The organism is Spirillospora sp. NPDC046719 (assembly GCF_040645715.1).
GTDB lineage: Bacteria > Actinomycetota > Actinomycetes > Streptosporangiales > Streptosporangiaceae > Spirillospora.
The window spans coordinates 25,341-40,261 of sequence record NZ_JBEYYT010000002.1; the positions used below are offsets into that span (position 1 = coordinate 25,341).

Here is a 14,921-nt window from a genome sequence, read left to right on the forward strand (position 1 = left end):
GCCGCTTCTTCCGCGAGAATCGGGAGCATGCAGAAGACCTCAGCGCGGCTGCTGGAGCTGCTCTCGCTGCTCCAGGCGCGCCGGGACTGGCCGGGCGCGCTGCTGGCCGAGCGCCTGGACGTCAGCCCGCGCACGGTGCGCCGCGATGTCGACCGCCTGCGCGAGCTCGGCTACCCCATCGCCGCGATCAAGGGGCCGGACGGCGGGTACCGGCTCGCGGCCGGCACGGAACTGCCGCCGCTGCTGTTCGACGACGAGCAGGCCGTCGCCCTCGCCGTCGCCCTCCAGATCGCCGCCGCCTCCGGCGCGGGAATCGAGGACGGCGCGGCGCGCGCGCTGGCGACGATCAGGCAGGTCATGCCGTCCCGGCTGCGCCACCGGATCGACACCTTGCGGGTCACCGCCGTCGAGCGGCCGATGCCACGGCCGGAACCGCAGGTGGACGGCGGCGTGCTCATGGCGCTCGGCGCCGCCGTCCACGCCCGCGAGGTCGTGCGGTTCGACTACGCGTCCGCCTCGCCTCCGGAGGCGGGCGGCGGCGCCCCGGCCCCGCCGCGCCGGGCCGAGCCGCACCACCTCGTCACCTGGGGCGGCCGCTGGTACCTCGTCGCCTGGGACCTCGACCGCGAGGACTGGCGCACGTTCCGCGCCGACCGGATCACCCCGCGCACCCCGACGGGGCCTCGCTTCGCCCGCCGCGCCGTCCCCGGTGGGGACGTGGCCGCGTTCGTGGCGGGCCGTTTCCGCGGCTCCGGCGGCTCGGCCGACTGGCCCTGCCGCGGCGAGGTGATCCTTCACCTGCCCGCCGCGGCGGTGTCCCGCTACTCCCGGGACGGGCTCGTCGAGGAGCTCGGCCCGGACCGCTGCCGGCTCGTGCTGGGCTCGTGGTCCTGGCGCGGACTGGCCGCCGCCGTCGGGCGCTTCGACGCCGACTTCGAGATCGTCGGCCCCGCCGAGCTCAAGGACGCCTGCGCCCGCCTGGCCCGCCGCTACACCGCCGCCGCGTCCGCCGGCGGTGCGCGGCGCTGAGAAGGCGCCGAGAAGGCGCCTCTATTTCGCGACGGCCACGAGGCGCACGGCGAGGCCGGTGAAGACGGTGCCGCTGAAGATGTTGAGACCGCGCGCGACACGGCGGCTCCGCCGCAGCAGCCGGGCGAGGCGGCCGGACAGCAGCCCGACCGTCCCGTCCACGGCGAGGCCGATGAGCACGAGCGTCAGCCCGAGGACGAGGAACTGCACCATCGGGTGCCCGAGTGACGGATTCACGAACTGCGGCAGGAACGCGATGTTGAACAGGATGACCTTGGGGTTCAGCAGGTTGGTGACGACGCCCTGCCAGAACGCGCGGAGCCGCCCCGGCCCCGCGGGGGCGGCCTCCTCGCCGGTTTCACCGCGGTCCAGGAACGACCTCACCGCGAGGTAGAGCAGGTAGGCGGCGCCCGCCCAGCGCAGCACGTGGTAGAGCGTCGGAAGGGTGGTGAACAGCGCCGACAGGCCGAGCATCGCCGCGATCGCGTGGGTGAGCGCGCCGGTCGCCACTCCCACGGCGGCCATCACGCCGGTGCCGGGCCCGCCCCGTCCCCCCATGGCCACGATGAACATCATGTCGGGTCCGGGCGTGAGGCACAGGGCGAGCGCGGCGACGAGAAAGGCCACATAAAGGGATGTATCCAACATGCTCGCATCATCGAACGCCGGGCCGTCCCGACGCGACCCCTTAACCGAGCCGGCGCCGGACGGCCCGCGACGACGAGTGCGTCCTCTCGCGGAACCCCGCCGGAGGTGTCAGGTCAGGCCGGCAGGTCGGCGCTGCGGACGAAGTCCTCGACGGAGGTCGGCTTGACCTCCGGGTAGCGGTCGTTGTCCAGGGCGTCGAACTTGCCCTTTCCGGTGACCATGCACCACTGGTACTGCAGGGCCACGTAGTCGAAGGGGTTCTGCGTCGCCTTGGCGCGGCGCTCGATCTCGGCCCGCAGTTCATCGGCCGTTCCCAGCGTCCGCAAGGTGAGCTTCCGGCCGGTGCCGCGCTCGACGGCCTCGCGGAATTCGCGCATCGAGACGACCTCACCGGCGAAGCGGGCCGTCCCGCCGTCCGCCAGCGCCGGGTCGAGGGCGGCGGCGACGGTGTAGAGGGCCGTGTCCTGGACGGTGGTCAGGTCCATCGGCTGGTCGGGGTCGCCCCAGTGCGACAGCGTCCCCTTCTCCCAGTCGATGAGGTCCATGAAGCCGGTCATCACCTCGACGAACGCGCCGTTCAGCACCGACAGCACGCCCAGCCGCGAGCCCGCGAACAGGGCCGCCGCCCGCCGCCGCCAACCGATCATGACGTTGTCGCCGTCGTCGAGCTTGGTGATGTCGATGGCGAAGTCGGAGGGGACGAACCGGGCCGCGCCGGCCCGCTCGGCGGCCGCCAAGAGGTTCGCCTGACCGTCGATGATGAGCTCCGGGCCGCCCTGGACGGCGGAGACGACGGTCCGCGCCTCGCCGATGGCGCCGGCAAGCCGGTCGGCCGGGTCGGTGATGTCGCCCTCGACCAGCTCGACTCCCCTGGCCCGCAGGGCGTCGAGCGCTCGCTTCTTCTCACCGGCGGCGCCGGGGCGCACCAGCGCGCGCACGGTCACCTCCCGGTCCAGGAAGGCCGACACGATCCGGCCGCCGAGCAACCCGGTCGCGCCCACGACGAAAACGTCTGCCTGTGCTGCCATCGTCCTTGATCTCCTTGCGTCGTCATGCCGTACCGCCCCCGCAAGGCGAGCTCGCCTCGGGTGGGCGATCACGAAGGTAAACTCTGAAACCAGTTACAAGGTCAAGCGGCGAAGGCGGTTCACATGCGCATCGGGGAACTCGCCAGGCGCACGGGGGTCGACGAGCAGCTCCTCCGCTACTACGAGAAGCAGGGCCTGCTCACGCCCGAGCGGTCTCCCAACGGCTACCGCGACTACGCCGAGGCCGACGTGGGCGCGGTGCGGAAGATCCGCGCCCTGCTGGCCGCCGGGCTGTCCACCGCCACCATCGCCCAGGTCGGCTCGTGCCTGCGCGACGACTCCCTGCCGACTCCCGCGTGCGCGGGGGTCATCGGGCGCCTGCGCGACGAACGCGCGAGGCTCGACCAGGCCATCGGGGGTCTCCTGGAGGCCCGCGCCGCCCTCGACGACGTCATCGACCGCGGTGAGGGCCACGAGGTCCCGCGCGGTGACTTCTCCACCGGCGAGCCCTCTTGGGCAAGCGCGCCGACCAGGCCGAGGTAGCGCTCGCTGCTCGGGCCAGGTGTCACCTGGTGCTGGGTACAGGGTCGAGTCGGGTCTCCGCGTCATGGTCCCGGCAGGGCTCCGGCCTCTAGCGTCGAGGCCATGAGCAGCGAAGTCATGGTGCGGATCAGCCGGGTCAGCAAGACCTACGGCCGCCGCGACAACAGGGTGGCGGCGCTGGACGACGTCTCCGTCGCCTTTCCCGGCGGGCGGTTCACCGCCGTCATGGGACCGTCGGGATCGGGAAAGTCCACCCTTCTCCAGTGCGCCGCGGGAATCGACCGTGTCGACGCCGGCGACGTGGAACTGGCCGGGACTTCGCTGAACGGGCTGAGCGAGGGGGCGCTGACCCGGCTGCGCCGCGACCGCATCGGGTTCGTCTTCCAGGCGTTCAACCTCGTGCCGTCGCTGACGGCCCAGCAGAACGTCGCGCTGCCGCTCATGCTGGCGGGGAAGCGGCCGAAGCGCCGGGACGTGGACGCCGCGCTGGACCGGCTGGGGCTGGCGGAGCGGCGGCGGCACCGGCCCGGCGAGATGTCGGGCGGCCAGCAGCAGCGGGTCGCGATCGCCCGCGCGCTGGTGACGCGCCCGAAGGTGCTGTTCGCGGACGAGCCCACCGGCGCGCTGGACTCGCGCTCGTCCCGCGAGGTCATGACGCTGCTCCGGGACCTGGTGGACCGCGAGGGGCAGACGATCGTGATGGTCACCCACGACCCGGTCGCGGCGTCGGTCGCCGACGAGGTGCTCTTCCTCGCCGACGGCCGGATCGCCGGGAGCCTGGAGGCCCCGACGCCGGAGCTGGTCGCGGCGCGGATCACCGGGCTGGAGGCGGCGCAGTGATCCGGATCGCGCTGGCCACCCTGCGCAGCCGGGCGGCGAGTTACGCCGGGGCCTTCCTGGCGCTGGCCCTGGGCACGAGCATCATCGCGGTGATGGCGATCACCCTGCGGGCGGTGACGTCCACCGAGTTCCACGGCCCGCAGCGGTACGCGCAGGCCCCGGCGGTGGTGACGGCGCCGGTGACGGTGGAGCTGAAGGACGACGACGGCGACCCGCGCGAGTTCCCGGTGAGCCGGCCGAGCCCGCTGCCCCCGCAGGCCGTCCGGGCCCTGTCCGGCACCGGCCGGACGGTCGCGGACCGGACGTTCGCCGCGCGGCTTCCCGGCGGCCCGGACGCGCAGGTGGGCCATCCCTGGAGCACCGCCGCGTTCACCCCGTACCGGCTGGTGAAGGGGCACGCGCCGGAGTCGTCGCGCGAGATCGTGGTCGGCGGCGGTGACCCGTCGCTGGTCGGCGGGACCGTCCGGGTCGCGACCGGCTCCGGCTTCGGGGACTACACGGTCGCGGGCGTCACGGCTCCGGTGTGGTTCGAGCACGCCGTGTTCTTCGCCGACGGGGAGGCGGCGCGGCTGTCGCCCGAGGTCAACGCCGTCGTCGCGTACGGCGACGCGGCGTCGGTGCGCGCGGCGGTCCAGGGGACGGGCGTGCGAGTGCTCACGGGTGACGACCGGCTGCTGGCCGAACGCGACCAGGCCGGCGGCCGCGACCAGCTCCGCGACGCGGAGGGGATGGCGGGCACGTCGATGATGCTGGTCGTCTTCGTCGTGGTCTTCGTCGTCATCGCCACCTTCGCCTTCGTGGTCGAGCAGCGGCGCCGGGAGATGGCGCTGCTGCGGACGGTGGGCGCGACGCCGAGGCAGGTGCGGCGGATGGTGCTCGCCGAGGCGTTCGTGCTGGCCGTCCTGGCGTCGGCCCTCGGGTGCGCGATCGGCGCCCGGTCGACCGGGATCCTGCGCGCCTGGATGGTGGACCACCGCGTCGCGCCGCCCTGGCTCGCGGTCGACACCCGTCCCGCCCCGCTGGTGATCTCGTTCCTGCTGGGTCTGCTGTCGGCGATGGCCGGCACGGTCGTGGTGTCGTGGCGGGCCGGGCGCGTCCGCCCTGCGGAGGCGCTGCGGGAGGCCACCGGCAGGCGCCGGGCGGCCACGCCGGTGCGGCTGGTGCTCGGCGGCGTCCTGCTCGCCCTCGGCGTCTACAAGAGCGCGGGCACCGTCCAGTCCAACCAGGTCGTGGCGCTCAGCATGCAGAACTACCTGTTCGTTCCCGTCCTGCTGGTGGGCGGGTGCGCGCTGCTGACCCCGCTGCTGATCCGTCCCGTGCTGGCCGCGCTGGCCTGGCCGCTGCGCCGGCTCGGCGCGGGCGCGATGGTGGTCCGCGAGGGCGCGCTGTTCGCCGGGCGGCGCACCGCCGCCGTCGCCACCCCGGTGGTGCTGGCCGTCGGCCTCGGCGCGGCGCTCTTCACGGCGCAGGACGCGGCGAACGCCGCGAACGTGGCGGGGTTGCGCGCCGGGAGCAGCGCCGACTACGTCCTGACGGCCGAGGGCGACGGCGGGATCGGCTCGGCCGTCGTCGACCGGGTGCGCGCCGTCCCGGGCGCCGCGGTCGCGGCCTACACCCCCGCCGAAGTGCGGCTGAGCGGGGACGGCGACCGCTATCTGGGCACGCTGTCGGCCTTCGCCGTCGACCCGCGGGCGCTGACCGCGACGCGGCATCCGGACGTCGTGGACGGGTCCCTCGAACGGCTCGGCGACGACTCCCTCGTCCTGGACCGCGACAGCGCACGGGAGTTCGGCGTCCGCACCGGGGACCGGGTGCGGGCCTGGCTGCCGGACGGCACGTCCACGGCGCTGCGCGTGGCCGCCCTGACCCGCACCACGGTCACCGGCGAGATCGGCTACATCCCCGCCGCCTCCACCGGCGGTGGCCGCCCGGCTCAGATCGAGGTGAAGGTGGCGGCGGGCGGCGACGCCTCCGCCGTGGCCGCGGCGCTGCGCTCGGCCGTGCGCGACCGGCCCGTGCGGATGTCCGCCAGGTCGTCCCTGCTCGACGCGGAGCAGGCCGAGCAGCAGCGCAAGAGCGGGCTCGCCACCGGGAACGTGTTCGGGATCGCGCTGGCGTTCGCCCTGATCGCGATCGCGAACACCCTGGTGATGGCGGCCCCGGACCGCCGCCGCGAACTGTCGGCCCTCACCCTGGCCGGCGCCACGCGGCGCGAGACGCTGACGTTCGTGGCCGCCGAGACCGTGGTGGCGACGGTCGCCGGCGCGATCCTCGCCGGGGCGGCGGCCGTCGCCGTCGTGGCGGGCCAGCGGGCGGCGCTGACCGGGCTGGTGGGCGACTTCCCGCTGACCGTCCCGTGGACCTCCGTGCTCACGGTCACCGGGATGTGCGCCGCGGTCGCCGTCTGCACGTCCGTGGTCGCCACCCGCCTTCTCGCCGGCGGGCCGGCCCCGCGCGGCGAGTGATCCGTCCCCGATCCCGTGACCGATCCGTCAGCCGGCCCGCAGCCGCACGTCACCGCTGTTGCTGCGGGCCTCCAGCGCGGACGGGGACGCGCCGTCCCCCGGGACGGCGACGTCCCGCCGGCCGGAGATCGTGTCGGCGGTGGTCCGGTACCGGCCCGGCGGGACCGCCAGCCGGATGTCACCGGTGTTGGTCGTCACGGCCGCTCGCTGCGGCGCGGCGGCGAACGCCAGCCCGACGTCCCCGGTGTTGGTCCGCGCCTCCACGGCGGACGAGCGCAGCGCCGTGGCCGTCACCTCGCCCGAGTCGGTCGTCGCGCGGACGCGCCCGGCCACGTCCCGGAGGTCGAGATCGCCGCTGCCGGACGTCCAGGACACCGCGCCGGTGAGCCCGGCCACGGTGACGTCGCCCGTGTCGGCGCGCACCTCGACCTCGGTGGCCGCCGGCACCCGGAGGACGTACCCGGCCTTGCAGTGCGTGGCGCGCTTGCCGTTCCCGTCGCGGCAGCCGCCCGCCAGCCGGAGCAGGTCCCCGTCCCAGACCTCCTTGAGGTCGAGGAAGCGCCCGTCACGCGACCGACGCTCGACGTCGACGCGCCCGCTCCCGCCCGCCGCGACCAGCACGTCACCGCTGTCGAACTCCACGACGACCTTGGTCACCGCGTGGATCCGCGAGTAGCGGACGGTCGGCTGCGAAGGATCGTCCGAACCGCTCAGCCACACCCTCCCGCCGACGGTCCCGGCGCCCAGCAGCGCGACGGTGGCGGCTCCCCCGAGCGCGATCCAGGCCGTCCGCAGGCCCCTCATCGCTCACTCACCGCTGAGGAACCTCAGCACGGCCAGGACCCTGCGGTGCTCCTGCGGGGTTCCGGGCAGGTCGAACTTGGCGAAGATCCCCGCGACGTGCTTGGCGACGGCGCTCTCGCTGACCACCAGCTCCTCCGCGATCCCGCCGTTGGACCGGCCCTCGGCCATGAGCCGCAGCACCTCGTGCTCGCGGGGCGTCAGCCGGTCGAGCGGGCCGTCGCTGCGGCTCAGCAGCTGCGACACGACCTCCGGGTCGATCGCGGTCCCGCCCTGGGCGACCCGCCGGACCGTCGCCAGGAACTCCTCCATGTCCGCGACCCGGTCCTTCAGCAGGTAGCCGAAGCCGGTGGTGTCGCCTCGCAGCAGCTGCGCGGCGTGCCGCTCCTCGACGTACTGCGACAGCACCAGGACGCCCGGGCGCGGCCCGTTCTCCCGCAGCTTCAGAGCGGCGCGCAGTCCCTCGTCGGTGTGGGTGGGCGGCATCCGCACGTCCACGACCACCAGGTCGGGGTCGTGCGCGTCCACCGCCTCCAGGAGGGCGTCGGCGTCGCCCACCGCAGCGGCGACGGTCATGCCGCCGAGCTCCAGCAGCCGGACGAGGCCCTCCCGCAGCAGGAACGAGTCTTCGGCGATCACAATGCGCATGGCAGTTCCACGGTCAGGCGGGTCGGGCCGCCGGTCGGACTGGACAGGGACAGGGTGCCGTCGACGGACGCGACCCGGCGCGACAGCCCGGCCAGGCCGCTGCCGCCCGCCGTGCTCGCGCCGCCGCGGCCGTCGTCGACGACGGTCAGCACGATCCGGTCGTCCCGGCGCGCGAGGGCCACCTCGGCCCGGGACGCGCCCGCGTGCTTGACGACGTTGGTGAGCGCCTCGGAGACGACGAAGTACGCCACCGACTCCAGCGCGGGGGCGGGCCGTTCGGGCAGATCGACCCGGACGTCCACGGGGATCGGGGTCCGTCCCGCGAGCCCGGACAGCGCCGCGTCGAGGCCCAGCTCGTCGAGCACGGCGGGATGCAGGCCGCGGATGAAGTCGCGCAGCTCGGTCAGCGCCAGCTTGGCCTCCTCATGGGAGCGGGCGACGACGTCCCGGGCGGGCTCGGGCAGGTCCTTGAGCGTCGCGCGGGCGATGCCGAGGTTCATCGCCAGCGACACGAGCCGCTGCTGAGCGCCGTCGTGCAGGTCGCGCTCGATCCGGCGGCGCTCGGCGTCGGCGGCCTCGACCGTCGCGGCCCGGCTCGCCGCCAGCCCGGACATCCGGCGGGCCAGCGCCGCGCGCTCCTGGCGCCGGGTCGGCCCGAGGAACGCGCGCGCCACCGCGAGATCGGCGCGCGCCAGTGCGGCGGCCAGCGCGGGGCCGAGCAGGAGGAGCAGCAGCCCGGCGACGGTCATCGCGGCGACGGCGAGAGGCGCGTGGGGGTTCCAGCCGAGCGGCCCGTCCGGCGGCAGCGTCCAGGCGTGGACGGGCGCGGTGGCGAGCAGCAGCCCGCCGCTCCAGACCGCGCCGACCAGCGCCGCCATGGCGACCGCGAGCGGCCCGGCCACGAAGTGGTAGGCGACCTGGCGCCAGGCTCCGGCGGTGAAGGGCCACCGCCGCCAGGACGGCCTCGGACGGTCCCCGGCGGGATCGGCGCCGGTGAAGGCGGTGATCCTGGAACGGTGCAACGCGGTGCAGCCGCGCACCACGGCCAGGACGACGACCAGCACCACGACGGGGGCGACGACCGACCGCGCGAGCTCGATGCCGACCGCGATCGGGAAGGCGACGGCGGCCAGGCCCGCCAGCCCCACCGCACCGCCCGCCGCGACCTGCGCCGTCGCCAGCCAGGTGGCGGCCCTCACCGGCGAAACGCACCACGCCCGGATCCCCTCGCGCGTCGGGGACCAGCGCGGACTCAAGATCACAGGCGTCACGGTATCCGACGCCCGCCGCCGCCGAACCCCGGCCGCGCCCGCCGCCCGCCCCCGTCCGGATCCCGGACGGGGACGGGCACCGCGGTCAACCGGCGACGAGGTGTTCGGGGTCGGCGGACTCGGCCGCGGTCGGAGCAGCCGCGCCCGCACGCGGCAGCACGAGGCAGACCAGCAGCCCGGCGACCATCCCCGCCGCGGTGAGAAGCACCACGACGAGTTCGCCGTGGGCGGTGGCCGCGCGCAGGGCACCACCGGTCTTGCCACCGGTGCCGATCTCGGCGAGCGCGGTGAACACGGCCAGGCCGATGGCGTTGCCGATGTTGAGGGTCGTGGAGGCGATGCCGTTGGCGACGCCCTGCTCGTGGGCGGCGGTGCCGGTGGCGGCGGCGATCCACATGGCCGTCCAGACGATGCCCTGGCCGACGCCGGAGACGATGAGCCCGGGCACGAGCAGCCCGTAGCCGGCGCCGGCGTCGAACCCGGCCGCCATGACGGCCGTGCCGGCGGCCCCGATCGCGAAGCCGATGAGCAGCGTGGCGCGCAGGCCGATCCGGGTGGTCAGCCGCTCGCCGAGCTGGGTGCCGGTGGCGATCGCCACCGACGGGACCAGGAAGGCCAGCCCCGTCTGCAAGGCGCTGTAGCCGTGCACGCTCTGCATGAGCACGGTCAGGAAGTACGGCAGCACGCCGAAGGTCGCCATGTAGATGAAGGTGACGCTCAGGCCGATGGTCAGGCTCCGGTTGCGGAACAGCCGGAACGGCATGAGCGGATCGGCGCTGCGCCGTTCGATGACCGCGAACGCCGCCAGCAGCGCGGCGGCCGCCGCGAGCGCGCCGATCACCAGCGGGTCCGCCCAGCCCTCCTCGGGCCCCTCCACCAGGGCGAACACCAGCAGCGTCGCGCCCGCGGTGACGGTCAGCGAGCCGGGCAGGTCGAAGCGCCGCCGCGGCCCGCGGGCCGGGTCGGGCGGGATGACCGCCAGCGCGGCGAGCGCCACGAGGCCGGCCAGCGGCACGTTGACGTAGAAGACGGCGGGCCAGCCGAGGTTCTCCGTGAGCACGCCGCCGAGCAGCGCCCCGATGGTCAGGCCGCTGGCGCCCGCGCCGCCCCAGACCGCCAGCGCCCGGTTGCGCTGCGGCCCCTCGGCGAACAACGTGTTGATCAGCGACAGGGTGGACGGCAGCAGCAGCGCGCCGCCGATCCCCTGCACCGCGCGCGCCAGGACGATCGCGGCGGGGGACGGCGCGAGGCCGCCCGCCAGGGACGACACGGCGTACAGGGCCAGGGCGAGCACGAAGACGCGGCGGCGGCCGAGCAGGTCGGCCGCGCGGCCGCCGAACAGCAGGAACCCGCCCGCGAACACGACGTAGGCGCTCACCACCAGCTGCTGCGTCTGGCCGGGAAAGCCGAGTTCGGCGCCTATCTCCGGGAGCGCCACGAACACGATGTTCAGGTCCAGCGCGTAGATCAGTTGCGCGAGCGCCAGCAGGGCCAGGATCCAGCCCGGCCGCCCGGCGGGCTGCCTCGTTACAGCGGACATGCCAAGGACACCCTTCGCGGTCTCTAGGGGGACGGGCGGCGGAGGGAGCCGCCACCCGGGGTACGACTGTACGAATACTCGCGTACAGTCGTACAAACTTGCAAGGGAACCCGGCGGATCGTTCGACCGTCGCGCTACGGTTGGACCATGAGGTACCGCCACCCGGACCGCGACCAGATCCGCGTCGACGGGGTGCTGTCGGCGCTCGGCCATCCGGTGCGGCTGGCCGCCGTCCGCGTGCTGGACGGCGCCGACGAGCGCAACTGCGGCAGCGTGCTCGCCGAACTGGGCATCACGTCCAAGTCGACGATGACCCACCACTGGCGCGTGCTCCGCGACAGCGGCGTGATCTTCCAGGAGCCGTCCGGCCGGGAGAACCTGCTGACCCTGCGCCGCGACGACCTGGACGCCCGCTACCCGGGCCTGCTGGACGCCGTCCTCGCCGGCGCCCGCACCGACGAGAGCGGCTCCTGACCCCCTTGTCCTGTCGCGTTCCCCGCCGTCAGAGGTCGAGCACCAGAGCCCGGTGGTCGGACACCTCGGGCGCGGCCGCGATCTCGAACCGTGCCACCGCGCCGGGGTCGGAGACCAGCAGGTAGCTCGCGTGCCGAAGCGGCTTCGGGTAGCGGGACGTCCGGGTGTCGGCGCCGCCGACCAGGTCGGTCAGCCCGAGGTCCGCGAGGGTCTTGAAGGTCGTGCTGTCGGGGAGCAGGTTGAAGTCGCCGCACACCACGGTCAGGTCGCCGTCCTCGCGCGCCCCCTCGACGAGGTCGGCGAGCCGTTCGGCCTGCGCTTGGCGGGCCGGGGTGTCGGCCTTGCCGCGCGGATCGCGCAGGCCGTGGAGGTTCACGACGGTGACGAACCGCTCCGCCCGGCGGTCGTGCACGCGCACGGCCAGCGCGGCGCGGGGCCGGCCGTCGTTCGGCCATCGGTCACGGTGCTCGGTGTAGGCGCCGTGCACGAACGCGGACCGGATGCCGACGACGGGAAGGTCCTCGGCGACGAAGGTGGCCAGCCCGAAGTCCTGCCTGTGGAACCGCTGCCGCCGATCCTGGACGGGACCCGCGTCGCTCGCGGTGAACAGCCCGTGGTGGTGCGGGAGGCGCTCGCGGACATCGGCCAGGAGGTTCGCCCGCTGGGGCAGCGACCGGTCCGCGTCGTCGAAGCGCGTCCAGCCGCCGAGGCCCGGCGTGTGGGTGACCTCTTGCAGGCACAGGACGTCGGCGCCGCACGCGTCGAGCCAGGGGGCGAGGTCGTCGAACATCGCGCCACCCCAGGCGTTCAGGGAGATGATCCGCACGTGGACCCAATCTAGATCCGCCGCGCCGGGCGGGCCAGCCGCATGACGGCCGCTCGCCGGACGGGCGATGATGCCCGCCCGGCGAAAGGCGCCTTGCGGCTAGTCCTCGACGGTGAACTCCGTGGTGACCGGGGAGGGCCCGAGCACCCACGACGCGGTGAGCTTCACCTTGGTGCCCGCCGGGACCGACGGGTCGACGGAGATCCTGAACTGGGCGCCGACCTCGCCGGACGGGATGCTGCCGTCGGAGGGCAGGTCGCTGAAGTAGGCGCGGACGCCGGGGTTGTCGGTCGTCAGGTTGATCCGGGCGCCGAACGGGTGCCAGATGTCGCCGAGGCCGACCGCCCCGAAGTTCTCCGCGTTGCCCGGCTGGTGCCGCACCGGCCCGAGGACGCCGACGGAGTACTTCTTGGGCACGCCGATGGCGCCGACGAACTGCTTGGCGGTGCTCAGGGCGGCCATGACGGTCGCGAAACGCGGCCGGTCGTAGGCCGTGGCGTCCATGGCGAACGTGGCGCTGGTCGCCCCGGCCGGAACCACCACGTAGGCCGGGAACGACACGGCCGCGCTCTCGTACGGGATCTTGCGCAGGTCCACGGCGAGCCCGCCGATCGGCGCCGGGGACTTGAGCTTCACCGTCCCGGTGATCTTGCTTCCCTCCACGGCGATGCGCTTGTCCACGGTGAAGGAGGTGACGTCCTGCACCCGCGCGTCGATCGGGTCGACGGTGACGGACGTCTCCGCGACGGAGCCGCCGACACCGGCGGTCAGCCGCGTCACGGTCCCCGGGCTGGTCGCGGACTGCACCCGGATCGGGAAGCTGACGCTGCGCTCCCCGGCGGGCACCGTCGCCCTGTGCTTGGTCGCCTGCCAGTAGGTCAGGTCCTCGTACTCGTTGCCGTCAAGGAGGTCGACGACGACGCCGCCGGCGGGAGCCGGCTCGGCCAGGGTGACGGTCTGGATCGCCTGCTCCCCCGAGGTGATCCTCGACGGCGACACGGTCGTGGACGCGACCGTGACCTCGGCCGCCGACGCCCGCAGCGGGGCGAACACCGCCGCGGCCAGTGCGAGGGGCAGCACGACGCCGGCGGCACGCCGAACGGAGAAAGCGGAAGTCGATGCGTTCATGGGCCCAGTCAATGATCTTCGACGACCCCGCACCAGATCGCGCCCCCACACGTTCGATCTCCGTAAGAACTCCCCCCACCAGCGTGACCGCCCCGTCACGCGGCCTCACAATGCTCGGGTGACCCGACCCAGGATCCGCGTCGCCGCCTACGTGATCCGGCTCCGCGCCGTCCCCGAACTCCTCGTCCTCGACCACGAGGCGCGACAAGCGGTCCGGTGGGAGGAAGGTAAGGTCCAGGGCAGCGACGTGATCACACAAGACGAGCGCATCACCCCGGAGGTGGCGTGGTGAGTGCCCTTGGGATACGCCTGCGGCCGGTCACTGAAGACGATCTCGCCATGTTCCGGCGTTTCGCGACGGAGCCGGGATTGATCGGCCTGGACTGGACGGGGTTCCGCGACGCACAGGCCCCGGCGCGGCGCTACGCCTCCGACGGCTACCTGGGCGAGGACGAAGGCAGGCTCATCGTCGAGGCCGACGGCACGGCCGCAGGCTTCGTGAGCTGGTCGGCACGGGGGTCCGGGGTCTCCCGGTACTGGGAGATAGGGATCGCCCTGCTACCCGACTGGCGTGGGCGCGGCATCGGCTGGCGCGCTCAGGCGATGCTCTGCGAATACCTCTTCACCCACACCCCGGCCGAACGCATCCAGGCGGCCACCCATCCTGAGAACGTCGCGGAACAGAAATCGCTTGAGAAGGCCGGATTCACTCTGGAGGGCGTCCTGCGCGCGGTGGAGTTCCGCGCCGGCCAGTGGCGTGACGGCTGGATGTACAGCAGATTGCGCAACGATCCGCCCCCGCCGTCCCGGCCGTGACGAGTTATTGGGGCGTGGCGGCCTTGGTGGGGAAGTCTTCGATGCCGAGGACTCGCAGCAGGTCCAGCCGCTCGCGGGTTTCGGCGTCGGCGGGGGTGAGCACCAGCAGCTGCTGACTCTGGTCGGGAGTGACCAGCGTTTCGCAGTCCAGCAGCATGCGGCCCACTCGCGGATGCAGCATGGTCTTGCGGTCGGCGCGCCGGACCGCCACCTCGTGCTCGGCCCAGAGCCGCCGGAAGTCGGCGCTGGCGGCCTGCAATCGTTCGATGAGTCCGGCGACCGCGGGGTCACCGGTGCGGCGGCCGGCGGCCGCGCGCAGGTCGGCCACGATCTGGCGGCCGTAGTGCTCCTGCTCCTCCACCGGGGCGACCGCGCGGGCGGCGGGGTCGGTGAACCAGCGGTGGACGACGTAGCGCCGGTCGCCGGAGAAGCCCGTGTGGTCGCCGGTCAGCAGGACGGCCGTCCGGTTCTGGGCGAGGACCTCGCCCAGGTCGGACAGCACCAGCGCCGGGGTCTCGCCGAGCAGGTCGAGCATGCGCATCAGGCCGGCGCGGGCCAGGCGGGCCGTTCCGTCGGCGGGCGGGGGCCGGTGGCCGGCCAGGTGGAACAGGTGGTCGCGTTCGTCGTCGGACAGCCGCAGGGCCCGGGCCAGCGCGCCGAGCAGCTGAGGCGAGGGCTGGCTGCTGCGGCCTTGCTCGAGGCGCACAACGTAGTCCACCGACATGCCGGCGAGCATGGCCACCTCTTCCCGGCGCAGGCCGGTGGTGCGGCGCCGGGGGCCGTCGGCGATGCCGACCTCGGCCGGGCGGATCGCCTCGCGGCGGCGGCGCAGGAAGTCGGCGAGCTGGTCACGTTGCACGACCC

General features: G+C 74.1%; 16 protein-coding genes. 7 read left to right on the top strand and 9 right to left on the bottom strand.

Features of this window, described 5'->3' with window-relative positions; all coding sequences use genetic code 11:
* Window positions 1-27: 27 nt before the first annotated feature.
* Entirely contained in the window at window positions 28-1,029 is a 1,002-nt protein-coding gene (locus tag ABZ914_RS00680) for a helix-turn-helix transcriptional regulator (protein ID WP_500190644.1), read from the top strand.
* 21 nt (window positions 1,030-1,050) lie between these two features.
* Here the strand turns inward: ABZ914_RS00680 and ABZ914_RS00685 are convergent, their stop codons facing one another.
* Together ABZ914_RS00685 and ABZ914_RS00690 are read right to left on the bottom strand one after the other, a co-directional pair.
* A complete protein-coding gene (locus ABZ914_RS00685) occupies window positions 1,051-1,677 on the bottom strand; it encodes a LysE family translocator (RefSeq protein WP_190850546.1) in 627 nt (208 codons plus the stop codon).
* A gap of 113 nt (window positions 1,678-1,790) precedes the next feature.
* A complete protein-coding gene (locus ABZ914_RS00690) occupies window positions 1,791-2,705 on the bottom strand; it encodes an NmrA family NAD(P)-binding protein (protein ID WP_500190647.1) in 915 nt (304 codons plus the stop codon).
* Window positions 2,706-2,828: 123 nt separating this feature from the next.
* Between ABZ914_RS00690 and ABZ914_RS00695 the strand changes: the two genes are divergently transcribed.
* The 3 genes from ABZ914_RS00695 to ABZ914_RS00705 all read left to right on the top strand — a co-directional run bounded on the left by ABZ914_RS00695 (window position 2,829) and on the right by ABZ914_RS00705 (window position 6,553).
* Window positions 2,829-3,248 carry a MerR family transcriptional regulator gene (locus tag ABZ914_RS00695; protein ID WP_500190648.1) on the top strand — a complete coding sequence of 140 codons (420 nt, stop codon included), beginning with the start codon at window positions 2,829-2,831 and terminating at the stop codon, window positions 3,246-3,248.
* A gap of 102 nt (window positions 3,249-3,350) precedes the next feature.
* Window positions 3,351-4,088: an ABC transporter ATP-binding protein gene (locus tag ABZ914_RS00700; protein WP_500190650.1), complete on the top strand. Its 738-nt coding sequence runs from the start codon at window positions 3,351-3,353 to the stop codon at window positions 4,086-4,088.
* Window positions 4,085-6,553 carry an FtsX-like permease family protein gene (locus ABZ914_RS00705; RefSeq protein WP_500190652.1) on the top strand — a complete coding sequence of 823 codons (2,469 nt, stop codon included), beginning with the start codon at window positions 4,085-4,087 and terminating at the stop codon, window positions 6,551-6,553. The genes ABZ914_RS00700 and ABZ914_RS00705 overlap by 4 nt, the downstream gene beginning before the upstream one ends.
* Window positions 6,554-6,580: 27 nt before the next feature.
* On the opposite strand, the gene ABZ914_RS00710 is transcribed toward ABZ914_RS00705, so the two are convergent.
* The 4 genes from ABZ914_RS00710 to ABZ914_RS00725 form a co-directional block, all read right to left on the bottom strand.
* Entirely contained in the window at window positions 6,581-7,357 is a 777-nt protein-coding gene (locus ABZ914_RS00710) for a DUF4097 family beta strand repeat-containing protein (RefSeq protein ID WP_500190654.1), read from the bottom strand.
* 3 nt (window positions 7,358-7,360) lie between these two features.
* Window positions 7,361-8,002, bottom strand: a complete 642-nt coding sequence (locus ABZ914_RS00715) for a response regulator (RefSeq protein ID WP_500190655.1) — start codon at window positions 8,000-8,002, stop codon at window positions 7,361-7,363.
* Window positions 7,990-9,201 carry a sensor histidine kinase gene (locus ABZ914_RS00720; protein WP_500190657.1) on the bottom strand — a complete coding sequence of 404 codons (1,212 nt, stop codon included), beginning with the start codon at window positions 9,199-9,201 and terminating at the stop codon, window positions 7,990-7,992. The genes ABZ914_RS00715 and ABZ914_RS00720 overlap by 13 nt, the downstream gene beginning before the upstream one ends.
* A gap of 157 nt (window positions 9,202-9,358) precedes the next feature.
* Window positions 9,359-10,813, bottom strand: coding sequence for an MFS transporter (locus ABZ914_RS00725; RefSeq protein ID WP_500190659.1), 1,455 nt, complete (start codon window positions 10,811-10,813; stop codon window positions 9,359-9,361).
* 147 nt (window positions 10,814-10,960) lie between these two features.
* Here ABZ914_RS00725 and ABZ914_RS00730 point away from each other — a divergent pair, with 147 nt between their 5' ends.
* Entirely contained in the window at window positions 10,961-11,287 is a 327-nt protein-coding gene (locus ABZ914_RS00730; protein WP_190850570.1) for an ArsR/SmtB family transcription factor, read from the top strand.
* A 28-nt stretch (window positions 11,288-11,315) separates the two neighbouring features.
* Here ABZ914_RS00730 and ABZ914_RS00735 read toward each other — a convergent pair whose 3' ends face one another.
* Both ABZ914_RS00735 and ABZ914_RS00740 read right to left on the bottom strand, forming a co-directional pair.
* Window positions 11,316-12,113 carry an endonuclease/exonuclease/phosphatase family protein gene (locus ABZ914_RS00735; RefSeq protein ID WP_500190661.1) on the bottom strand — a complete coding sequence of 266 codons (798 nt, stop codon included), beginning with the start codon at window positions 12,111-12,113 and terminating at the stop codon, window positions 11,316-11,318.
* Window positions 12,114-12,212: 99 nt separating this feature from the next.
* Entirely contained in the window at window positions 12,213-13,241 is a 1,029-nt protein-coding gene (locus ABZ914_RS00740; RefSeq protein WP_500190663.1) for a hypothetical protein, read from the bottom strand.
* Between the two features lie 118 nt (window positions 13,242-13,359).
* Between ABZ914_RS00740 and ABZ914_RS00745 the strand changes: the two genes are divergently transcribed.
* Both ABZ914_RS00745 and ABZ914_RS00750 read left to right on the top strand, forming a co-directional pair.
* Complete coding sequence (locus ABZ914_RS00745) at window positions 13,360-13,533, top strand: hypothetical protein (RefSeq protein ID WP_500190665.1); 174 nt, start codon at window positions 13,360-13,362, stop codon at window positions 13,531-13,533.
* On the top strand, window positions 13,530-14,057 hold the full coding sequence (locus ABZ914_RS00750) for a GNAT family N-acetyltransferase (RefSeq protein WP_500190667.1): 528 nt from the start codon (window positions 13,530-13,532) through the stop codon (window positions 14,055-14,057). Before ABZ914_RS00745 ends, ABZ914_RS00750 begins: the two co-directional genes overlap by 4 nt.
* A gap of 4 nt (window positions 14,058-14,061) precedes the next feature.
* On the opposite strand, the gene ABZ914_RS00755 is transcribed toward ABZ914_RS00750, so the two are convergent.
* Window positions 14,062-14,916 carry a helix-turn-helix transcriptional regulator gene (locus tag ABZ914_RS00755; RefSeq protein ID WP_500190669.1) on the bottom strand — a complete coding sequence of 285 codons (855 nt, stop codon included), beginning with the start codon at window positions 14,914-14,916 and terminating at the stop codon, window positions 14,062-14,064.
* Window positions 14,917-14,921 lie beyond the last annotated feature (5 nt).